This window comes from Pseudomonas sp. Ag1 (assembly GCF_000278565.1).
Taxonomy (GTDB): Bacteria; Pseudomonadota; Gammaproteobacteria; order Pseudomonadales; family Pseudomonadaceae; genus Aquipseudomonas.
In genome coordinates this window covers 79,685-101,184 of record NZ_AKVH01000113.1, presented here as the reverse complement: position 1 = coordinate 101,184, position 21,500 = coordinate 79,685, and the positions used below count along the sequence as shown (strand labels likewise).

21 protein-coding genes and 1 pseudogene are annotated in these 21,500 nt (G+C 61.5%); 12 read left to right on the top strand and 10 right to left on the bottom strand.

Features of this window, described 5'->3' with window-relative positions:
- The first annotated feature begins 21 nt into the window (after positions 1-21).
- Positions 22-666, top strand: a complete 645-nt coding sequence (pyrE, locus tag A462_RS01335) for an orotate phosphoribosyltransferase (protein WP_003213276.1) — start codon at positions 22-24, stop codon at positions 664-666.
- Between the two features lie 168 nt (positions 667-834).
- Here pyrE and argB read toward each other — a convergent pair whose 3' ends face one another.
- The 4 genes and pseudogenes from argB to coaBC form a co-directional block, all read right to left on the bottom strand.
- On the bottom strand, positions 835-1,740 hold the full coding sequence (argB, locus tag A462_RS01340) for an acetylglutamate kinase (RefSeq protein WP_003213275.1): 906 nt from the start codon (positions 1,738-1,740) through the stop codon (positions 835-837).
- Positions 1,741-1,759: 19 nt separating this feature from the next.
- Positions 1,760-3,181 (bottom strand): annotated as a pseudogene (locus A462_RS01345) (phosphomannomutase/phosphoglucomutase); the annotation flags it as partial.
- A gap of 252 nt (positions 3,182-3,433) precedes the next feature.
- Positions 3,434-3,889 carry a dUTP diphosphatase gene (gene dut, locus A462_RS01350; protein WP_003213270.1) on the bottom strand — a complete coding sequence of 152 codons (456 nt, stop codon included), beginning with the start codon at positions 3,887-3,889 and terminating at the stop codon, positions 3,434-3,436.
- A 5-nt stretch (positions 3,890-3,894) separates the two neighbouring features.
- Positions 3,895-5,103 (bottom strand): bifunctional phosphopantothenoylcysteine decarboxylase/phosphopantothenate--cysteine ligase CoaBC, encoded by a 1,209-nt coding sequence (gene coaBC / locus A462_RS01355; protein ID WP_008439425.1) that lies wholly within the window; start codon positions 5,101-5,103, stop codon positions 3,895-3,897.
- Between the two features lie 130 nt (positions 5,104-5,233).
- Here coaBC and radC point away from each other — a divergent pair, with 130 nt between their 5' ends.
- A complete protein-coding gene (gene radC, locus A462_RS01360) occupies positions 5,234-5,908 on the top strand; it encodes a RadC family protein (protein ID WP_003213267.1) in 675 nt (224 codons plus the stop codon).
- Between the two features lie 28 nt (positions 5,909-5,936).
- On the opposite strand, the gene A462_RS01365 is transcribed toward radC, so the two are convergent.
- On the bottom strand, positions 5,937-7,529 hold the full coding sequence (locus A462_RS01365) for an ABC transporter substrate-binding protein (protein WP_008439424.1): 1,593 nt from the start codon (positions 7,527-7,529) through the stop codon (positions 5,937-5,939).
- Positions 7,530-7,987: 458 nt separating this feature from the next.
- On the opposite strand from A462_RS01365, the gene rpmB reads away from it, so the two are divergent.
- Positions 7,988-8,221, top strand: a complete 234-nt coding sequence (gene rpmB, locus A462_RS01370; protein ID WP_003213263.1) for a 50S ribosomal protein L28 — start codon at positions 7,988-7,990, stop codon at positions 8,219-8,221.
- Between the two features lie 11 nt (positions 8,222-8,232).
- Positions 8,233-8,388 (top strand): 50S ribosomal protein L33, encoded by a 156-nt coding sequence (gene rpmG / locus A462_RS01375; protein WP_003176906.1) that lies wholly within the window; start codon positions 8,233-8,235, stop codon positions 8,386-8,388.
- A 70-nt stretch (positions 8,389-8,458) separates the two neighbouring features.
- On the opposite strand, the gene A462_RS01380 is transcribed toward rpmG, so the two are convergent.
- Entirely contained in the window at positions 8,459-8,821 is a 363-nt protein-coding gene (locus A462_RS01380; protein WP_003213261.1) for a cupin domain-containing protein, read from the bottom strand.
- A gap of 230 nt (positions 8,822-9,051) precedes the next feature.
- On the opposite strand from A462_RS01380, the gene A462_RS01385 reads away from it, so the two are divergent.
- On the top strand, positions 9,052-10,545 hold the full coding sequence (locus A462_RS01385) for an aldehyde dehydrogenase (protein ID WP_003213259.1): 1,494 nt from the start codon (positions 9,052-9,054) through the stop codon (positions 10,543-10,545).
- A 156-nt stretch (positions 10,546-10,701) separates the two neighbouring features.
- Positions 10,702-11,844: an MFS transporter gene (locus A462_RS01390; protein ID WP_008439423.1), complete on the top strand. Its 1,143-nt coding sequence runs from the start codon at positions 10,702-10,704 to the stop codon at positions 11,842-11,844.
- Between the two features lie 124 nt (positions 11,845-11,968).
- Here the strand turns inward: A462_RS01390 and A462_RS01395 are convergent, their stop codons facing one another.
- Positions 11,969-13,531, bottom strand: a complete 1,563-nt coding sequence (locus A462_RS01395; RefSeq protein ID WP_032899925.1) for a phospholipase D family protein — start codon at positions 13,529-13,531, stop codon at positions 11,969-11,971.
- Between the two features lie 62 nt (positions 13,532-13,593).
- A complete protein-coding gene (locus tag A462_RS01400; RefSeq protein ID WP_008439421.1) occupies positions 13,594-15,018 on the bottom strand; it encodes an aminotransferase-like domain-containing protein in 1,425 nt (474 codons plus the stop codon).
- Between the two features lie 165 nt (positions 15,019-15,183).
- On the opposite strand from A462_RS01400, the gene A462_RS01405 reads away from it, so the two are divergent.
- Entirely contained in the window at positions 15,184-15,420 is a 237-nt protein-coding gene (locus A462_RS01405) for a DUF1127 domain-containing protein (protein ID WP_023659297.1), read from the top strand.
- Between the two features lies 1 nt (position 15,421).
- Here A462_RS01405 and A462_RS01410 read toward each other — a convergent pair whose 3' ends face one another.
- Entirely contained in the window at positions 15,422-16,714 is a 1,293-nt protein-coding gene (locus tag A462_RS01410) for an NAD(P)/FAD-dependent oxidoreductase (RefSeq protein WP_008439420.1), read from the bottom strand.
- A gap of 115 nt (positions 16,715-16,829) precedes the next feature.
- On the opposite strand from A462_RS01410, the gene A462_RS01415 reads away from it, so the two are divergent.
- Entirely contained in the window at positions 16,830-17,183 is a 354-nt protein-coding gene (locus A462_RS01415) for a YkgJ family cysteine cluster protein (protein ID WP_008439419.1), read from the top strand.
- Positions 17,184-17,312: 129 nt separating this feature from the next.
- Here the strand turns inward: A462_RS01415 and A462_RS01420 are convergent, their stop codons facing one another.
- Positions 17,313-17,801 (bottom strand): Lrp/AsnC ligand binding domain-containing protein, encoded by a 489-nt coding sequence (locus A462_RS01420; RefSeq protein ID WP_003206849.1) that lies wholly within the window; start codon positions 17,799-17,801, stop codon positions 17,313-17,315.
- A gap of 156 nt (positions 17,802-17,957) precedes the next feature.
- Between A462_RS01420 and dadA the strand changes: the two genes are divergently transcribed.
- The 4 genes from dadA (at position 17,958) to A462_RS01440 (ending at position 21,406) form a co-directional block, all read left to right on the top strand.
- Entirely contained in the window at positions 17,958-19,259 is a 1,302-nt protein-coding gene (gene dadA / locus A462_RS01425) for a D-amino acid dehydrogenase (RefSeq protein WP_003208750.1), read from the top strand.
- On the top strand, positions 19,231-19,584 hold the full coding sequence (locus A462_RS01430) for a RidA family protein (RefSeq protein WP_003208752.1): 354 nt from the start codon (positions 19,231-19,233) through the stop codon (positions 19,582-19,584). Before dadA ends, A462_RS01430 begins: the two co-directional genes overlap by 29 nt.
- 80 nt (positions 19,585-19,664) lie before the next feature.
- Entirely contained in the window at positions 19,665-20,741 is a 1,077-nt protein-coding gene (alr, locus tag A462_RS01435) for an alanine racemase (RefSeq protein ID WP_003208753.1), read from the top strand.
- A gap of 116 nt (positions 20,742-20,857) precedes the next feature.
- The gene (locus A462_RS01440) at positions 20,858-21,406 is read left to right on the top strand and encodes a cupin domain-containing protein (RefSeq protein WP_003208755.1); all 549 of its coding nucleotides are present in this window, start codon (positions 20,858-20,860) and stop codon (positions 21,404-21,406) included.
- Positions 21,407-21,500: the final 94 nt, after the last annotated feature.

The window sequence follows — 21,500 nt, the reverse complement described above, 5'->3', positions numbered from 1 at the left end:
GTGGTATCTGAGGCTTTTTTCATGCAGGCGTATCAACGCGATTTTATTCGTTTTGCCATCGATCGCGGCGTATTGCGCTTCGGTGAGTTCACTTTGAAGTCCGGGCGCACCAGCCCTTACTTCTTCAATGCCGGCCTTTTCAACTCGGGTTCTGCCCTGGCGCAGCTGGGTCGTTTCTATGCGGCCGCCATCGTTGAAAGCGGCATTTCCTTCGACGTGCTGTTCGGCCCTGCCTACAAAGGCATCCCCCTGGCGGCCGCGACCGCCGTGGCGTTGGCTGAACATCACGAGCTGGATTTGCCTTGGTGCTTCAACCGCAAGGAAGCCAAGGCCCACGGCGAAGGCGGTAGCCTGGTGGGTGCGCCGCTCAAGGGCGACGTGCTGATCATCGACGACGTGATCACTGCCGGTACGGCGATTCGCGAAGTGATGCAGATCATCGCTTCACAGGACGGCGCCAAGGCGGCCGGCGTGTTGATCGCGCTGAACCGCCAGGAGCGCGGCAACGGTGAATTGTCGGCGATCCAGGAAGTGGAACGTGATTTCGCGATTCCGGTGGTGAGCATCGTGTCCCTGAACCAGGTGTTGCAGTTCCTGGAAGACGACCCGCAGCTCAAGCAGCATTTGCCGGCGGTCAAGGCCTATCGCGAGCAGTTCGGCGTTTAGAAGATCCATGTGGGAGCGGGCTTGCTCGCGAATACGGCTTGTCAGTTGATATATGTGTCGACTGACCCGCCGCTTTCGCGAGCAAGCCCGCTCCCACATTTTTAGACCGAGTACATAGAAAAGGCCCCGTTCAATCGAATTGAACGGGGCCTTTTTGTTTACCAGCGCTTAGGGGCGCTTGCGGTTGCTGATCAGGGTACCCACACCGGTATCGGTGAAGATTTCCAGCAGGATCGCATTCGGCACCCGGCCATCCAGGATCAACGAGCTGCCAACGCCGCCTTGCACCGCTTCCAGCGCGCAGCGGATCTTCGGCAGCATGCCGCCGTAGATGGTGCCGTCGGCGATCAGGTCGTCCACTTGCTGGGTCGTCAGGCCGGTCAAGACCTTGCCTTCCTTGTCCATCAAGCCGGCGATGTTGGTGAGCAGCATCAGCTTCTCGGCCTTCAGCGCCTCGGCCACCTTGCCGGCCACGAGGTCAGCGTTGATGTTGTAGGACTCACCGTTGGCACCGACACCGATCGGCGCGATCACCGGAATGAAATCGCCTTTCACCAGCAGGTTCAGCAGGTCGGTGTTGATGCCGATCACTTCGCCCACCTGGCCGATGTCGATGATTTCCGGCTGGGTCATCTCCGGGGTCTTGCGGGTCACGGTGAGCTTCTTCGCCCGGATCAGTTCGGCGTCCTTGCCGGTCAGGCCGATGGCGCTGCCGCCATGGCGGTTGATCAGGTTGACGATGTCTTTGTTCACCTGGCCGCCCAGGACCATCTCCACCACGTCCATGGTCTGGGCGTCGGTCACACGCATGCCGTCGATGAAGTGACTCTCGATGGACAGGCGCTTGAGCAGGTCACCGATTTGCGGGCCGCCACCGTGTACTACCACCGGGTTGATCCCGACGGCTTTCATCAACACGATGTCGCGGGCAAAGCCGGTTTTCAGCTCGTCGCTTTCCATGGCATTGCCGCCGTACTTGATCACCAGCGTCTTGCCGACGTAGCGTCGAATGTAAGGCAACGCTTCGGAAAGGACCTTGGCGGTATTGGCGGCGGCTTCGCGTTCGAGGGTCATTCAGGGCTCCGGTAAAAAATCAGAACGGTAATTGGAGATCAGGGGCAACACGTTTCAACTGGGCGTGGAACACGTCCTTGATGCGCTGCAACTCAGCCTCGGTATCCGCCTCGAAACGCAGCACCAGCACCGGTGTGGTGTTGGATGCGCGAACCAGGCCCCAGCCTTTGGCGTAATCGACTCGCACACCATCAATGCTGGTCAGGTCGGCGCCTTCGCCCCATTGCGCATCGTGCAGTGCGTCAATGATGCTGAATTTGCTCTCCTCGGTCACATGGATATTGATCTCTGGCGTAGAAATATCATTCGGGAAGGTCTGGAACAGCTCCTGCGCGGTCGATTTTTCCTTGCTGAGGATCTCCAGCAGACGAGCGGCGCTGTAAATGCCGTCGTCAAAGCCGAACCAGCGCTCCTTGAAGAACACATGGCCGCTCATTTCGCCGGCCAACAGCGCGCCGGTTTCTTTCATTTTCTTTTTGATCAACGAGTGGCCAGTCTTCCACATTAGCGGGCGACCGCCGTATTCCTTGATCAGCGGTGTGAGGCGGCGGGTGCACTTCACGTCGAAGATAATTTCGGCACCTGGGTTGCGCGCAACCACGTCGCGGGCAAACAGCATCAGCAGGCGGTCCGCAAACACGTTTTCGCCGGTGTCCGTCACCACGCCAACGCGGTCGCCGTCACCGTCGAAGGCCAGGCCGACGTCAGCCCCTGTCTCCTTGACCTTGGCGATCAGGTCCACCAGGTTCTCGGGCTTGCCTGGATCCGGGTGATGGTTCGGGAAGTTGCCGTCTACGTCACAGAACAGTGGGATCACTTCGCAGTTCAGGGCTTCGAGCAGTTGCGGGGCGATCACGCCGGCCGCGCCATTGCCGCAGTCCACCACCACTTTGAGGCGGCGCGCGAGTTTGACGTCGCCGGTGATTTGGTCAGAGTAGCGCTGCAGGATGTCGACTTTGGTGACGCTGCCTTCGCCGCTGGTCAGGTCGTTGGTCTTCAGGCGGGTGTGCAGGGCCTGGATCTGTTCGTTGGCGAGGGTATCGCCAGCGATGACGATCTTGAAGCCGTTGTAGTCCGACGGGTTATGGCTGCCGGTGAGCATCACGCCCGACTTGCCGGCCAGTACGTTGGCTGCGTAGTACAGCGCAGGCGTCGGCACCAGGCCCACGTCGCTGACGTGGCAATCGCTGTCGGCCAGGCCCTGGATCAGTTGCTCGACCAGCTCGGGGCCGGACAGGCGGCCATCACGGCCTACGGAAACGTTGGGCTCGCCCTGTGCCAGGCTCTGGGAGCCAATGGCGCGGCCGATCCAGTAGGCGGTCTCGGCGGTCAGGGTCTTGGGGACCACGCCACGAATGTCATAGGCGCGGAAAATGCTGTCGGGAAATGTCGGGGCGACTCGGGCTGGGTTGCTCATTGCGGGGGGGAACTCCATCGATAAGGGGCTGGGCTGGCCTCAAGGGTGCTGACCGGCAGGCTCAAACTGAAGGGTAAGACGGCGTTTTTGGCATAGAGTTCGTGGTGCAAAAGTGCCATCGGCGCCGAAGCTCCGCCCTTTTGCCCCCTTAATGCCCTGATTTCACTGGGGAAACCTTGCTGGTAAGTTCCGCGCATTCTTCATCCTGAAAGGCCATGCGTTGGCATCAGGCCGGGTGAGGCACCCGGCTTGTTCGGCTAAGTCAATTCAGCTTAGTCAGTGGCTGCCGGAATGCCCGAAGCCACCTGCGCCGCGTTGTGTTTCGTCGAACTCTTCGACCAGCTCGAAGTGCGCCTGCACCACCGGTACCAGCACGAGTTGGGCAATGCGCTCGCCTACGGCGATATTGAACGCGGTCTGGCCACGGTTCCAGCAGGACACCATCAACTCGCCCTGGTAGTCCGAGTCGATCAGCCCCACCAGGTTGCCGAGGACGATGCCGTGTTTGTGGCCCAGGCCGGAGCGCGGCAGGATCAGCGCCGCCAGGCCCGGGTCGCCCACGTAGATCGACAGGCCGGTCGGAATCAGAATGGTCTGGCCTGGCTCAAGCACGGTGTCCTGCTTGAGCATGGCACGCAGGTCGAGGCCGGCGGAGCCTGGAGTGGCGTAGGCCGGCAGCGGGAATTCGTTGCCGATGCGGGGGTCGAGGATCTTGGCTTGCAAAGCGTGCATGGAAATTAAACCTGGTTCAGCCGTTGGGCGATAAAAGAGATCAGTTGGCGGGCAATCTTGCCCTTGCTGGTCTGGGCGAAAACGGTAGCGTGCAACTCGCGGTCGATCACGCTGATGGCATTTTCCTCACTGTTGAAGCCGATGCTCGGGTTGGCGACATCGTTGGCGACAATCAGGTCGAGGTTTTTGTCTTTCAATTTGCGTGCGGCATAGTCCAGCAAATGCTCGGTTTCGGCGGCAAAACCGACGCTGAACGGGCGGTCCTCACGGGTGGCGATGGTCGCCAGGATGTCCGGGTTACGGACCATTTGCAGGAGCAGGCCGTCGCCGCTTGTAGGGTCTTTCTTGAGTTTCTGCGGTGCAACCACCTCGGGGCGGTAGTCCGCTACCGCAGCCGAAGCGATGAACAGGTCGCAGGGAATCGCCGCTTCACAGGCCGCCAGCATGTCGCGGGCGCTGACTACGTCGATTCGGGTGACGCGATCCGGGGTCGGCAGATGCACCGGGCCGGTGATCAACGTCACACGGGCGCCTGCCTCGACCGCCGCTTCCGCCAGGGCAAAGCCCATTTTTCCTGAGCTATGGTTGGTGATGTAGCGCACCGGGTCGATGTTTTCCTGGGTCGGGCCGGCGGTGATCAGCACGTGCTTGCCGGTCAGGGCCAGGTGCTGGAAGCAGTCGGCGGCGCAGTGGGCCAGGTCGGTGGCTTCGAGCATGCGGCCCATGCCCACGTCGCCGCAGGCCTGGCTGCCGGAGGCCGGGCCGAAAACCTTAAGGCCGCGGCTTTGCAGGAGTTGGGTGTTGGCCTGGGTGGCCGGGTCGCGCCACATGGCCTGGTTCATGGCCGGGGCGATCGCGACGGTGGCGTCGGTGGCCAGTACCAGGGTGGTCAGCAGGTCGTCGGCAATGCCTTGGGCCAGGCGGGCGATCAGGTCGGCGGTGGCCGGGGCGATCAGCACCAGGTCGGCCCACTTGGCCAGCTCGATGTGGCCCATGGCGGCTTCGGCCGCAGGGTCCAGCAGGTCGAGGTGAACCGGGTGGCCGGACAAGGCCTGCATGGTCAACGGGGTGATGAATTCACTGCCGCCACGGGTCATGACCACGCGCACTTCGGCGCCTTGGTCGAGAAGCCTGCGAACCAGCTCTGCGCTCTTGTAGGCGGCAATGCCGCCGCCGACGCCGAGAACGATGCGTTTCCGATACAGACGCTGCATTGGCTTGCCTTTCCAGTTCAGTGATGGCGTTGCGATGCCCCCTCCCCAGGTGAAATCGCACGCAAAAAGATGGCCTAAGATACCACAGCGTCCGCCATGCAACAGCGGCGCACATGCACACGGAGGTGCCATGAGTATTCGCGATTGGCCTGCGGCAGAGCGTCCGCGGGAGAAGCTGTTGGAGCTGGGAGCGGAGAACCTTTCCGACGCGGAATTGCTGGCGATTTTCCTGCGCACCGGGGTGTCAGGCAGGAGTGCCGTGGACCTAGCGCGCCATCTGCTGGCGCAATTTGGCAGCCTGCGGGCGCTGATGGAGGCGAGGCAGCCGGTGTTCAGCCAGCATTTGGGGTTGGGGCCGGCGAAGTTCGCCCAGCTTCAAGCCGTACTGGAGATGGCGCGCCGTCATTTGGCCGAACGCCTGCGCAACGATTCGGTGCTGGAAAGCCCGGAGGCCGTGCGCGACTACCTCAAGGCACTGCTGCGCCACGAGCCTCACGAGATATTCGGCTGCCTGTTTCTCGACGCCAAGCATCGAGTGCTGGGCTTCGAAAAGCTGTTTCAAGGCACCATCGACAACGCCATCGTCTACCCGCGACAAGTGGTGAAGCGCGCGCTGGACTACAACGCCGCGGCGCTGATCCTGTGCCACAACCATCCTTCCGGCAGCCCCGAGCCCAGCATCGCTGATCGAAAATTGACCAAGGTGCTGCAAAAGGCGCTGGAGATGGTGGACGTGCGTGTGCTGGACCACATCATTGTGGGGGAGGGTGACCCGCTGTCGATGGCGGAATTTGGGTGGATGTAGGGGCTGGCATGCCAGCCCCTGGCAGGGGTCAGGGCTTGACGCTGACCTTGGAGTAATCCTGGCGCCCGAACGGGCTCACCTGATACCCCTCGACATTCTTGCGGGTCAGCGCAAACGCGGTCGGGTGCGCCAGTGGCAGCCAGAGCGCCTGCTGCTGGATCTGCGCCTGTGCCTGCTGGTACAGCTTGCTGCGCACACCTTGTTCGCTAGTGGTCTTGCCGGCGCTGATCAGCTTGTCCAGCGCCGGGTCGCAGTAGCGGGCGAAGTTGGTGCCGGACTTCACGGCCGCGCAGGAGAACTGCGGCGTCAGGAAGTTATCCGGGTCGCCGTTGTCACCGGCCCAGCCCATGAACAGCAAGTCGTGCTCGCCGGCCTTGGCGCGGCGGATCAGTTCGCCCCACTCGATCACACGGATTTCAGCCTGGATGCCGACCTTGGCCAGGTCCGCCTGCAGCAGTTGTGCGCCCAGGCTGGGGTTGGGGTTCAGCAGGCTGCCCGACGGCCGGGTCCAGATCGTGGTCTTGAAGCCATCCTTGAGCCCGGCGCGATCCAGCAGTTGCTTGGCCTTGGCAATGTCCTGCGGATAGCCCGGCAGGTCCTTGGCATAGCTCCAGGTATTGGGTGGGTAAGGGCCGTTGGCGGCTTCGGCGGTGCCTTCGAATACGGCCTTCAGATAGCTGGCCTTGTCGAAGGCCAGGTTGATCGCCTGGCGAACTTCCGGCTTGTCCAGTGGCGGATGCTGGCTGTTGATGGCGACAAACGCGGTCATGAAGGCCGCGGTTTTCTCGATCTTCAGGTCGGCGTCTTTCTGGGCGGCATCAATATCCAGGGGCTTGGGCGACAAGGCGATCTGGCACTCGTCGCGACGCAGTCTCTGCAGGCGCACGTTGGCGTCCGGGGTGATCGCAAAGATCAGGTTATCTACCGCAGGCTTGCCGGCGAAGTAATCCGGGTTGGCCTTGTAGCGAATCGTCGCGTCCTTCTGGAAGCGCCCGAAAATGAACGGCCCGGTGCCGATAGGCTGGCTGTTGAGCTTCTCCGGGGTGCCGGCCTTGAGCAGTTTGTCGGCATATTCCGCCGGGTAGATCGAGGCAAAGCCCATGCTCAAGGCGGCGAGGAAGGTCGAATCGGCGTGGTCCAGGGTGAAGCGCACGGTCAGCGGGTCGAGGGCGTCGATCTTCTTGATCAGCGTGGGCAACTGCAGCGACTGGGCGTGGGGGAAGCCGCTCTGGGCGATCTTGTGCCAGGGGTTGGCCGGGTCGAGCATGCGCTCGAAGCTGAAGCGCACGTCTTCGGCGGTCAGGCTGCGGCTTGGCGTGAAGTAGTCAGTGCGGTGGAATTTAACGTCCGGGTGCAGCTTGAAGGTGTAGGTGAGGCCGTCCGGCGACACTTCCCAGCTGTCCGCGAGGCTCGGGACCAGCTTGCCGCTGGTGGCGTCGAAGTCCACCAGGCGGTTCATCAATACGTCTGCCGAGGCGTTGGTGGTGGTCAGCGAGTTGTATTGCACCACGTCGAAGCCTTCGGGGCTGGCTTCGGTGCAGACGCTCAGGGTAGTGGCCGCCTGGGCGTGTGCAGCAATAAAAAGAGGGGCTAGCAATAGCGGTAGGGCAGCGAGGCGCATATTCGGTTTCCTTTGCAGATCGAAGGCCCATCTGCGAGTGCAGTCTGGAAAAGTCCTACCGTAGTGGGCTGATTGACAAATGACTAGCCCATTTTTGCCTGTGCTTTTGCCGCAAATACTGTTTTGATGGCGCCTCAGGTCGTTTTGCCGAGCACTTTGCAGTGCGCGCGGGCGCTGTAAATCATTCTGTGCGACGAGCGGTTAGCTTCTATAGCGGCCCACCCTGGCAACGGTTCAGGCGTCCATGGCCTGGATTTACGCGTATAAAAGTACACGGCCTGTTGTTGCACTGGGGTCTTTCTGGTATAAAGCAGCGCTCTTTTCTAGGGGCCCGGTTCCTTCGCTAGTAGGTGTAGCCGGTAAGACCCTAAAGAAACGCGGCGCCTGGCGCCAAATGACTGAGAGATTAAGCGGCCAACCCATGCCGGGTTGGGCATGTGGTTTTAGAGGGCTGAGGCATGTCGAGAGTCTGTCAAGTTACCGGTAAGGGTCCGGTGACTGGGAATAACATTTCCCACGCAAACAACAAAACCCGTCGTCGTTTCCTGCCAAACCTGCAGCATCACCGCTTTTGGGTTGAAGAAGAGAAACGTTTTGTTCGTCTGCGCGTATCTGCCAAAGGCATGCGTGTTATCGACAAGCGCGGCATCACTGTCGTGCTGGCCGAACTGCGCCGCGACGGCAAAATCTAAGGAGCTAAATCATGCGTGAATTGATTCGAATGATCTCTAGCGCCGGTACTGGTCACTTCTACACTACCGACAAGAACAAGCGTACTACCCCGGACAAGCTCGAAAAGAAAATGTTCGACCCGCGCGTTCGCAAGCACGTGATCTACAAAGAAGGCAAAATCAAGTAATTGGTTTTCTTTCTTGTGAAAAAAAGCCCGTATCTCACGATGCGGGCTTTTTTTTGTGCCTGATAATTGATCAGGCCTTTTCTTCGAACACCACGTAGATCTTGCGGCAGGGTTCCAGCACTTCCCAGGTGCCGCTGAAGCCGGCCGGAATGACGAAGCGATCACCGGCCCGCAAGGTCTTGGCGTTGCCGTCGGCATCGCGCAACACCGAAACACCCTGCACGATCTCGCAATACTCATGCTCGGTGTAGTTGACCTTCCATTGTCCGACTTCACCTTCCCAGACCCCGGCGCTCATCTGGCCGCACGGACTGTTGTAGTGGTTGTAGACGGTTTGCTCCGGGTCGCCCTTGAGGATTTTCTCCGCAGCCGGACGGTAGCGATCAGGCTCGGTCCTGGCCTGGCTGAAGTCGACGATATTCTGGATGTTCATGGGCGTGTCCCGTCTGGCCTGCGGTTGGAGAGCTCAAAGTCTATGTTTATTAAAATGAACATCGCAAGGGCGTTTGCTGCCGTTATGTCAAATATATTGAAACATCCATCGCCGCTGGTTTAGGGTGGCAGCTGCCTTGAGCCGAACAGCTGGCTGGCCGGGCAAGAATTCTTCGAAGGTGCCTGGGTACATCGCCCGGCCCTTGTATTCAATAAGAGGAGGACACTCGCATGACCACCCTGACCCGTGCCGACTGGGAACAACGCGCCAAGGATCTGAAGATCGAAGGCCGCGCCTACATCAATGGCGAATACACCGCCGCCGTTTCCGGCGACACGTTCGAATGCCTGAGCCCAGTCGATGGCCGCCTGCTGGCAACCGTTGCCAGCTGTGACGTCGCCGACGCCCAGCGTGCCGTAGAAAACGCCCGTGCCACGTTCAATTCCGGTGCATGGTCGCGCCTGGCGCCAGCCAAGCGCAAAGCCACCATGATCCGTTTCGCCGGCCTGCTCAAGGCCAACGCCGAAGAGCTGGCACTGCTTGAAACCCTGGACATGGGCAAGCCGATCAGCGACTCCCTGAACATCGACGTCCCAGGCGCGGCGCAAGCGCTGAGCTGGAGCGGCGAGGCCATCGACAAGATCTACGATGAAGTCGCAGCAACCCCTCACGACCAGCTGGGCCTGGTGACCCGTGAGCCCGTCGGCGTTGTCGCGGCCATCGTGCCGTGGAACTTCCCGCTGATGATGGCCTGCTGGAAACTCGGGCCGGCGTTGTCCACCGGTAACTCGGTGATCCTCAAGCCATCTGAAAAATCACCGCTGACTGCCATCCGCATCGCTGCCCTCGCGGTTGAAGCCGGCATCCCGAAAGGCGTGTTCAACGTGCTGCCGGGTTATGGCCACACCGTGGGCAACGCCCTGGCGTTGCACATGGACGTCGACACCCTGGTGTTCACCGGTTCCACCAAGATCGCCAAGCAACTGCTGATTCGCTCCGGCGAGTCGAACATGAAGCGCGTCTGGCTGGAAGCTGGCGGCAAGAGCCCGAACATCGTGTTTGCCGATGCCCCGGACCTGCAAGCCGCCGCCGAATCCGCGGCCGGCGCCATCGCCTTCAACCAGGGCGAAGTGTGCACCGCCGGTTCGCGCCTGCTGGTGGAGCGTTCGATCAAGGATAAATTCCTGCCGCTGGTGATCGAGGCCCTCAAGGCCTGGAAGCCGGGCAACCCGCTGGACCCGGCCACCACGGTCGGTGCGCTGGTGGATACCCAGCAGATGAACACCGTGCTGTCGTACATCGAAGCCGGGCATGCCGATGGCGCCAAGCTGGTGGCCGGCGGCAAGCGCACGCTGCAGGAAAGCGGTGGCACCTATGTCGAGCCGACGATTTTCGACGGCGTGACCAACGCCATGAAGATCGCCCAGGAAGAAATCTTCGGCCCGGTGCTGTCGGTGATTGCCTTCGACAGCGTGGAAGAAGCCATCGCGATCGCCAACGACACCCAATACGGCCTGGCCGCTGCGGTGTGGACGTCGAACATCTCCAAGGCACACCTGACCGCCAAGGCACTGCGTGCCGGCAGCGTATGGGTCAACCAGTACGATGGCGGCGACATGACCGCACCGTTCGGTGGTTTCAAGCAGTCGGGTAACGGCCGCGACAAGTCGCTGCACGCGTTCGACAAGTACACCGAGCTGAAGGCGACCTGGATCAAGTTGTAAGCCTCCAGGAACACCGCTGTAAAAAATGTGGGAGCGGGCTTGCTCGCGAATGAGGTATCACAGTCGCTGATGTATTGACTGGTACACCGCATTCGCGAGCAAGCCCGCTCCCACACTGTTTTGTGTGATCTCCAAATCATCCACAGGAGCGTGGAAATGCGTTGGGCGACCTATTTCGCCGTGTTGGCGTCGGTCTTGAGCGTGGGCCTGGCCTTGGGCGTGAGCATGCCGCTGGTGTCCCTGCGCCTGGAAAGCTGGGGCTATGGCAGCTTCGCCATCGGAGTCATGGCGGCGATGCCGGCCTTCGGTGTGCTGCTGGGTGCCAAGGTCTCCAGCGGCCTGGCCTCGCGCCTGGGCACGGCGAACCTGATGCGCCTGTGCCTGTGGGCGGGGGCGATTTCCATCGGCTTGCTGGCGGTATTGCCCAGCTACCCGGTATGGCTGGTGTTGCGGCTGATGATCGGGGTGATCCTGACCATCGTGTTTATCCTCGGCGAAAGCTGGATCAACCAACTGGTGATCGAACGCTGGCGCGGCCGTCTGGTGGCGCTGTATGGCTGCAGCTATGCCTTGAGCCAGCTGTCGGGCCCGTTGCTGCTGGGCGCGCTGGGTACGGACAACGATATTGGCTTCTGGGTGGGTGTCGGCCTGCTGACGTGCTCGCCGATCCTGCTGCTGGGCCGTTCCGGTGCGCCGACTGCCGAGTCTTTCAGCGTGACCTTTGGCGACCTGCTGCGCTTCTGCCAGGGATTGCCGGCGATTGCCTGGGCGGTGGCGTTGTTCGCCGCATTCGAGGCGATGATTCTTACGTTGTTGCCGGTGTATTGCCTGCAACAGGGTTTCACCGCCGAGATTGCTCTGGCGATGGTCAGCACGGTGGTGGTCGGTGATGCGTTGCTGCAACTGCCGATTGGCGCGCTGGCGGACTACCTGCCTCGGCGCACGCTGTTTCTCGGCTGCGCGCTGATGCTGCTGGTGACGAGCCTGGCGATTCCGCTATTGCTCGATACGCTGCTGATCTGGCCGGTGTGGGTGCTGTTCGGGGCCAGCGCCGGCGGGTTATTCACCCTGTCGCTGATCCTGATTGGCGAGCGCTACCGCGACGACGCGCTGGTGCGCGCCAATGCGCATATCGCGCAGCTGTGGGGCATTGGCTGCCTGATCGGCCCGCTGGTGGCCGGTGCCGGCAGCCAGTGGATCAGCGGGCATGCGTTACCGTTGTTGATGGCGGCGGGGGCGTTGGGGTTGGTGATCCTGTTGCTGCGCCAAGGTGCATTCGGCGCCACACAACCCGCCTGAACTTGAAATGCGATCACCTGTGGGAGCCGGGCTTGCCCGCGATGGCGGAGTGTCAGCACCGGGTACGTAAACTGACACTCCGCCATCGCAGGCAAGCCAGCTCCCACAGGTCCCGTCGCTGTTCTTAAAGCATGCGTTCCAGCCCGACGGATGTAGCAAACCAGGCATTGAACCGGCGCCACCAACTGCCGGGTTCGCGGGTCAGGGTGTGCAGTTGGCCGTTGTCTTCGGTCACCCATACCACCTGGCCATCCTGCAGCTTCGCCTGATAGCTCAACGGGGGCGCCATGCCCTCCAGTGCCAGGCTGCGCACGTGTTCCGCCAGTTCGGGACTGTCCACCAGCACCCCGACTTCGGTGTTCCACAGCACCGAGCGCGGGTCGAAGTTGAATGAGCCGATGAAGGATTTCTCCCGATCAAAGATGATCGCCTTGCTGTGCAGGCTGGAATCCGAACCGTGGAATGTACCTTTGCGGAACAGATGAGGGCCGCTGCCGCCACCGTCTCCCGGCTGGCGGCGCAACTCGTATAGCTTCACCCCGTGTTCCAGCAGCGCCTTGCGATAGGGCGCATAACCGCCGTGCACGGCCGGTACGTCGGTGGCTTCCAGGGAATTGGTCAGCAGGCTTACCGATACGCCGGCGTCCGCACGCCCGGTCAGGTACACCAGCCCGGGCTGCCCGGGCACGAAGTAAGCCGAAATCATCATCAGCTCATGGCTGACACCTTCCAACTCCGGCGCCAGTTGGGTCGTCAGCAGCAGCCGTGGATCCGGATCGGCCTTGGCCAGCACCTTGCTCGGCGCATCCCACAGTGCCTGGTTCCAGGCCCAGATCAGCTCGCGACGCCAGATGTCCATGCGCGGCTGGGTCTTGTAGGTGCGCAGGCGGTTGTACAGGGCATGGTTTTGTTGGCGAGACTCGGCAAGGGAATCTTCCAGGCGTACGCGGGCGCTGGCCAGGTCGCCTTTGGAAGCGCTGCTGACGAAGTCACCAATGGGTTTGCTCAGGGCACTGTTCCAGTACTGATCGAAACTGTGGCCCAGTTGCTCGGCCACCGGGCCCACGCTGAGCATGTCGATATCGGTGAAGTTGAGGTTGGGCTCGGCGTCGAAATACTCATCCCCCAGGTTGCGCCCGCCGACGATGGCCACGCTGTTGTCTGCCAGCCACAGCTTGTTGTGCATGCGCCGGTGTTGCAGCGACAGGTCGAACAGCCGCGCCATGGCCCGCGTCACGCCGGTGCTGCGGCCCAGGTGCAGCGGGTTGAACAGGCGAATCTGGATCTGCGGGTGGGCGGCGAGGGTGGCGATGATCTGGTCCAGGCCGTCGCTGGTGGTGTCGTCCAGCAGGATGCGCACGCGCACGCCACGGTCGGCGGCCTTGAGCAGTTCATCCACGAGCATGCGGGTGCTGATGCCGTCGTGGACGATGTAGTACTGCAAGTCGAGGCTGGTCTGGGCGTTGCGGATCAGTTCGGCGCGGGCCATGAAGGCTTCGCTGCTGTTGGGCAGCAGGCGGAACCCGGAGCGGCCTTTGTAGGGAGCGGCCTGGGCCTGGATCGAGCGGCCGAAGGAAGATTCGCTGGCCGGCAGCGCCTCGCTGGGTGTGCGTGGCGCGTCGATGGTGGCGCAGCCGCCCAGGGCCAGGATGCCCAGCAGGAAAAACGGTAATAGCCGGTGGGTCATCAATGACATGGGTTCCGAATCAGGGCGATTGTCGGCATATGACGGCTATTTCCCGCAAAAGGTCAGTCCATCGCTTCGGCCAGCAACCGGATGGCGGTCGCGCCGACCTTGCGTACAGCCTCTTCAATCTGCGGCGTTGGTTTGGCAGCGTAGTTCATGCGCAGGCAGTTCCTGTACTTGCCGGAGGCGGAAAAGATACTTCCCACGGCAATCTGTACACCTTCATCCACCAGCAGCCGGTTGAGTTTCAGGGTATCGAAGCCTTCCGGCAGTTCCACCCACAGCATGAAACTGCCCTGGGGGCGGCTGGCGCGGGTGCCCGCCGGGAAATAGCGGCTGACCCAATCGAGCATCAGGTCGCGATTGCGCTGGTATTGCGTGCGCATCCGCCGCAAATGTGGCTCGAAATGTCCACCTTTCAGAAACTCGGCAATTGCGATCTGCGGCTGGGTCGCGGTGGAGCCGGTGCTGATGTATTTCATGTGCAGCACACGCTCCAGATAGCGACCGGGTGCGACCCAGCCAATCCGCAGGCCGGGTGCGAGGGTCTTCGAGAAAGAGCTGCACAGTACGACGCGGCCATCTTCGTCGAAGGACTTGATGGTGCGTGGCCGCGGGTAGCTGTAGGCCAGTTCGCCATACACGTCGTCTTCGATGATCGCCACGTCAAAGCGCTGGGCCAGGGTCAGCAGTGCGCGTTTGCGCGACTCCGGCATGATGTAGCCCAGTGGGTTGTTGCAGTTGGGGGTCAACTGTATGACTTTGATCGGCCATTGTTCCAGTGCCAGTTCCAGCGCTTCCAGGCTGATACCGGTGAGTGGGTCGGTGGGGATTTCCAGGGCTTTCATGCCCAGGCCCTTCAGGGTTTGCATGGCGCCGTGGAAGCTTGGCGAGTCGACGGCAACGATGTCGCCGGGCTCGCAAATGGCGTGGATGCTGGCGGACAGGGCCTCGTGGCAGCCGGTGGTGATCACCAGGTCCTGGGGCGTCAGTTGGCAGCCTGAATCGAGCATCAGGCGGGCAATCTGTTCACGCAGGTCCAGGTTGCCGTGGATAGTGTCGTAATACAGCCCCGGCATGTCCTGGCGCCGACTGATCCGGGCGAGGCTGCGTAGCAGGGGTTTCATGGTCGGCGACAATACATCCGGCATGCCCCGGCCCAACTGTATGGCGTCTTTGCGTGGCACCGCGCGGATCAGCTCCAGCACTTGGTCCCACTGGGAAATTTCCACCGGGCGCTGGGCCGGGCGGCCTACGGCGGGCAATGCCGGCAAGTCGCGGCCCACCGGTACGAAGTAGCCGGATTTGGGTTTGGGCATCGCCAGGCCGTTGTCTTCCAGTACGCGGTAGGCCTGCTGCACGGTGCTCAGGCTGACCCCATGCTCCACACTCAAGGCCCGAACTGACGGCAATCTGTCGCCCGGGCGATAGAAGCCCTGCTCGATGCGCGTGCCCAACAGTTCGGCGAGGTTGACGTATAGGGTCATGGCGGTGCTTCCCGGTTACCAGTACAGATAGGCTGAAAATACAGGATTCAGCGGCCGATAGGCAGTATCTGTATGGATTTAATACAGGGTGGTTGAATCTGTCATGGTTTTACGCGCCGGCTCATCCTACGTACTCATGGCAACACGTTAATGAGGGGCAGGAAAATGAGCGGTATGAGCGATGTGCGGTTGGCGTTACACAGTCAGGAACTGGAAGCCGGGCAGGAGCGGCGCATGGCGGCGCGTACCAAGGCCCCCACACTCAGTTCATGGGCGTTGTTCTGGCACCGCATGCATACGCGCAAAACCTTGCTGGAGCTGACCCCCGAGCAACTGCGAGACGTAGGCTTGAGTGCCGAGCAGGCGCGCCGGGAAGGCTTGAAGCCCTTCTGGCGCGGCTGATTCAGACCAGTTCTTTCAATCGGTGCCAGAGCATTCCCAGCGCCAGCAGCGGCGAGCGCAAATGCTTGCCGCCCGGGAAAGTGATGTGCGGCACCTTGGCAAACAGATCAAAGCGCCCGCTTTGCTGGCCGCTGATGGCTTCGCCCAACAGCTTGCCTGCCAGGTGGGTGGCATTGAGGCCGTGGCCGGCATAGGCCTGGGCGAAATACACATTGGGCTGGTCGGCCAGCCGGCCAATCTGCGGCAGGCGGTTGGCGCCAATGCCGATCATCCCGCCCCACTGGTAGTCGATTTTCACGTTGGCCAGTTGTGGGAACACCTGCAGCATTTTCGGACGCATGTAGGCACCGATGTCCTTCGGATCCCGTCCGGAGTAATGGCAGGCACCGCCGAACAGCAAGCGTCGGTCGGCGGACAGCCGGAAGTAATCCACCGTCACCCGCTGGTCACACACCGCCATGTTTTGCGGCAGCAACTCGGCTGCCTGGGCTTCGCTCAAGGGCTCGGTGGCGATGATGTAGCTGCCGGCGGGCAGCACCTTGCCGCTCAGATGCGGGTTGAGGCCGTTCAAATAAGCATTGCAGCCCAGCACCAGGGTCTTGGCGCGCACATTGCCCTGGGCGGTGTGAACGTTGACCTCCGGGCCGTAATCGATCCGAACCGCCTCGGAATGCTCGAACAACTGGACGCCCAACTGCTGTGCAGCGGCTGCCTCGCCGAGAGCGAGGTTCAGCGGGTGCAGGTGGCCGGAGCCCATGTCGATCATGCCGCCAACATAGCGGTTGGAGCCGATCACACTGCGCATCTCGCTGGCTTGCAGCAGGCGCACTTCATGGCGATAGCCAAGGCCTTGCAGCTCTTCGGCGTCGGCGGCCAGGTGTTCCAGGTCGCGGGGTTTGTTGGCCAGGTCGCAGTAGCCCCAGGTCAGGTCGCAGGCGATCTGCGAACGTTCGACCCGCTGGCGCACGATTTCCACGGCTTCCAGGCCCATCAGTTTCATCTGGCGCACGCCCTCGGTGCCGATGACGTTGGTGAACTGATCCAGGCCATGACCGACGCCACGAATCAGTTGCCCGCCATTGCGCCCGCTGGCGCCCCAGGCAATCTTGCGGGCTTCCAGCAGGACCACGCTGAAACCCCGTTCGGCCAGTTCCAGGGCGGCGTTGAGCCCCGAAAAGCCGCCGCCGACCACGCACACATCGGCCACGATTTCACCTGTCAGCACCGGATAATCAGGCTGCGGGAAACTGCTGGCGGCGTAGTAGGAATTGGCGTGCCGGGCGCTGGCGGTCATGGGGAGCATCCCTGTTTGGAAAATTTGACGCAGGATACAGCGGTCGGGCGAAGCTGTCTCACCGGGGGCTTTTAGGGCAGAATCCACGCCTATTCGCCGTTCGGTCCCTGTGTCGATGAGTTGCAACAGTCAGAAAGTCAACGCGCTGCGCCGGCAGATTCCCTCGTTCGAGTGTGTCCCGGGTTGCCACGACTGCTGTGGGCCGGTGACCACGTCCACCGAGGAAATGTCGCGCCTGCCGCGCAAGACCGCTGCCGAGCAGGAAGCGGCGATGGACGAGCTCAACTGCGTGCACCTTGGCCCCAATGGCTGCACCGTGTACGACGAGCGCCCGCTGATTTGCCGCTTGTTCGGCACCACGCCAACCTTGCCATGCCCCAACGACCGCCGCCCGGTGGAGTTGATCCACCCACGGGTGGAAAAGCAGATTCATGCGTACATGGCGTCGACGCGTCAGGTATTGGTCTAGCGGATGTCCCCGATCAACTAGTGTGGGAGCGGGCTTGCTCGCGAATGCGGTGGATCAGTCAATACATCAGGTGACTGACACTCCGCATTCGCGAGCAAGCCCGCTCCCACATTGGCCTGTGGTGCTGTCTTAATCCGGGATCGGCAGGTTCAGGCTCTCTTTCACCTCTTCCATCACGATATAGCTCTTGGACTCCCGAACGTGGGGCAGCTTGAGCAGGATATCGCCGAGCAACTTGCGGTACGACGCCATCTCCGAAATGCGCGCCTTCACCAGATAGTCGAAATCCCCCGACACCAGGTGGCACTCCAGCACGTGGGGCAGTTTCAGCACGGCGCGTCGGAATTCTTCAAAGGTGTCGCCGGACTTGTAGTCGAGGCTGATCTCGACAAACACCAGCAGGCTGCCCTTCAGATGCTGCGGGTTGAGCCGGGCGTTGTAGCCCATGATGATCCCTTCGCGCTCCAGGCGCCGGACCCGCTCGGTGCACGGCGTGGTCGACAGCCCGACCTTTTCCCCCAGTTCAGTAAACGAAATTCGCCCGTCGGCCTGCAGGATGCGCAGGATGTTGCGGTCGATCTTGTCCAGCTCCCGCTTGGTCTGAGTGTTGGTCCGCATAGGGGATGCTCCTCCGTGAAAAGGGTTTTTGCCGAGAATTGTCGCCAAATATAGGCAGTTATATAGTGAAATGCACTGGTGATTGCTTTTTATACTGCCCACATCTTTGTGCTGAACAACAAACGTCAGCGGTCAAGCCGTGATGAGGGAATAAAAATGCGCGTTCTGGTCTTGGGTAGCGGTGTCATTGGCGTGGCCAGTGCCTACTATTTGGCACGAGCTGGTTTTGAAGTGGTCGTGGTCGACCGTCAGCCGGCTGTGGCCATGGAGACCAGTTTCGCCAACGCCGGGCAGATCTCGCCAGGCTACGCCTCGCCATGGGCTGCGCCGGGTGTGCCGCTCAAGGCTATCAAATGGCTGTTGGAGCGCCATGCGCCCCTGGCGATCAAGGCCACCGCCGATATCGACCAGTACTTGTGGATGGCGCAGATGCTGCGCAACTGCACCGCCAGCCGTTATGCGGTGAACAAGGAGCGCATGGTGCGCCTGTCCGAGTATAGCCGCGACTGCATCGACGAACTGCGCGCCGAGACCGGCATTGCCTATGAAGGCCGCACTCTGGGGACTACCCAGCTGTTCCGCACCCAGGCCCAACTGGACGGTGCCGCCAAGGACATCGCGGTATTGAAAGAGTCCGGTGTGCCTTACGAGCTGCTGGACCGCGCCGGCATTGCCCGGGTTGAACCAGCCCTGGCCAGCGTCACCGATATCCTCGCCGGTGCCCTGCGCCTGCCGAACGACCAGACCGGCGACTGTCAGATGTTTACCACCCGCCTTGCCGACATGTGCAAGCAACTGGGTGTCGAATTCCGCTTCGAGCAAGATATCCAGCGCCTGGACTACGCCGGTGACCGGATCAACGGCGTGTGGATCGACGGCAAGCTGGAAACTGCCGACCGCTACGTGCTGGCCCTCGGCAGCTACTCGCCGAAGCTGCTCAAGCCGCTGGGAATCAAGGCGCCGGTGTACCCGCTCAAGGGTTACTCGATGACCGTGCCGATCACCAACCCGGCGATGGCCCCGACCTCGACCATTCTCGATGAGACCTACAAGGTCGCGATCACCCGTTTTGACAACCGCATCCGCGTCGGTGGCATGGCTGAGATAGCCGGTTTTGACCTGTCGCTGAACCCACGCCGGCGGGAAACCCTGGAGATGATCGTCAACGACCTTTATCCTCAGGGCGGTGATTTGAGCCAGGCCAGTTTCTGGACCGGCCTGCGCCCGACCACGCCAGACGGCACGCCGATTGTCGGTGCTACCCCGTTCAAAAACCTGTTCCTGAACACCGGCCACGGCACCCTCGGTTGGACCATGGCCTGTGGCTCTGGTCGTTTGCTGGCCGACCTGATGGCGAAGAAAACCCCGCAAATCAGTGCCGAAGGCCTCGATATTTCCCGTTATGGCAACCACCAGGAGTCTGCAAAACATGTCAATCCAGCGCCAGCTCACCAATGAGCGCATGAGCCAGATCGTTGTTCACAGCGGTACCGTGTATCTGGCAGGGCAGGTCGGCGACGACATGAGTGCCGGGATTGAACAGCAGACCCGCGAAACCCTCGTCAATATTGAGCGTTTGCTGGACCTGGCCGGTACCGACAAGACCAAGCTGCTGTCGGTGACCATCTACCTGAAAGACATTGACGCCGATTTCGCCGGGATGAACGCGGTATGGGACAAGTGGCTGCCAAAAGGCGTCGCGCCGGCCCGTGCCACGGTTGAAGCGAAACTCTGCGAACCGGAAATCCTGGTGGAGCTGTCGGTTGTGGCCGCTCTGCCGTAAGCAAAAAATCCTCTCCCGGTGCCTGCGTTGTCAGCGGGTACCGGTTTTTTCTTCCCACCGCCGCCTAGAAGCCTGCCGCCATGCGTCCTGCCCGTGCCCTGATCGACCTCCAAGCCCTGCGCCATAACTACCAACTGGCCCGTGAAGTCACGGGTGGGGCCAAGGCCCTCGCCGTGATCAAGGCGGATGCCTACGGCCACGGTGCCGTGCGTGTTGCCCAGGCGCTGGAAGCCGAGGCGGACGGGTTTGCCGTGGCCTGCATCGAGGAAGCGCTGGAGCTGCGGGCCGCCGGGATTCGCGGGCCGGTGCTGTTGCTCGAAGGTTTTTTCGAAGCCGACGAGCTGCCGCTGATCATCGAGCATGATTTCTGGTGCGTGGTGCATTCGCTGTGGCAGCTGGACGCGATTGAACAGGCGCAACTCAGCAAGCCGCTGACCGTCTGGCTCAAGCTTGATTCGGGCATGCACCGCGTTGGCTTGCACCCCAAGGATTATCACGACGCTTACCAGCGCCTGCTGGCCAGCGGCAAAGTCGCGAAGATCGTGCTGATGAGCCACTTCGCCCGCGCCGATGAGCTGGACAGCACCAGCAGCGAAGAGCAAGTAGCGGTGTTTGAAGCGGCGCGCCAGGGCTTGTCGGCCCAGGTCAGCCTGCGCAACTCGCCGTCGGTGCTGGGCTGGCCGAACGTTTCCAGTGACTGGGTACGCCCGGGCATCATGCTCTACGGCGCCACGCCGTTTGGCGAAGGCCAGGCCATCGCCGCGCGTTTGCAGCCGGTGATGACCCTCGAATCGAAAGTCATCTGCGTACGTGAACTGCCGGCCGGCGAACCTGTGGGCTACGGCGCCAGGTTCATTACCCCGAAACCGATGCGCATCGGGGTAGTTGCCATGGGCTACGCCGACGGCTACCCGCGCCACGCACCTACCGGCACCCCGGTGCTGGTGGCCGGCCAGCGCAGCCAGTTGCTGGGCCGTGTGTCGATGGACATGCTGTGTGTCGACCTGACCGACGTGCCCCAGGCCGGGCTCGGTTCCACCGTCGAATTGTGGGGCAAAAACATCCTCGCCAGTGACGTTGCCACCGCCGCCGACACCATTCCGTACCAGATCTTCTGCAACCTGCGCCGAGTGCCACGGCTCTATTCCGGCGCTTGAGCGGCACCCACGAATGGCAGATCCCGGGATTTAGGCCAAAGTGTTGTAAATACTGAACGCTGTCGCCATGATAACGCTCAATTACAACAACGCCTGAATCCTAGGAGGCTCCTGCATTGGACGTCGGCGAACGACTGCAATCCATCCGTAAACTGAAAGGTCTTTCCCAGCGTGAGCTAGCCAAGCGCGCGGGCGTCACCAACAGCACCATTTCGATGATCGAAAAAAACAGTGTCAGCCCCTCCATCAGCTCCTTGCGCAAGGTGCTGGGCGGCATTCCCATGTCGATGGTGGAGTTCTTTTCCGAGGAGATCCTCCAGGAAAAACCGACCCAGATCGTCTATAAAGCCAATGAGCTGATCGATATCTCCGACGGCGCCGTCACCATGAAACTGGTGGGCCGCGCGCATCCGAGCCGGGCGATTGCGTTCCTCAACGAGATCTACCCGCCAGGTGCTGATACCGGCGAAGAGATGCTCACCCATGAGGGCGAGGAAACCGGGATCCTGGTGGAAGGTCGCCTGGAACTGGTGGTCGGCCTTGAAACTTTTGTGCTCGAAGCCGGCGATAGCTACTACTTTGAAAGCACCAAGCCGCACCGTTTTCGCAATCCGTTCGAAGTGCCGGCGCGACTAATCAGCGCAGCCACACCCGCGAACTTTTAAGAAAAGAGGCGTCCTGCCTATGTCGCAGAGACGCCCGTAGCAGCATTCTGTCCTGCTGAATCTCCCCTTGGTTAATAGGGTTGTTTCGGCGGGG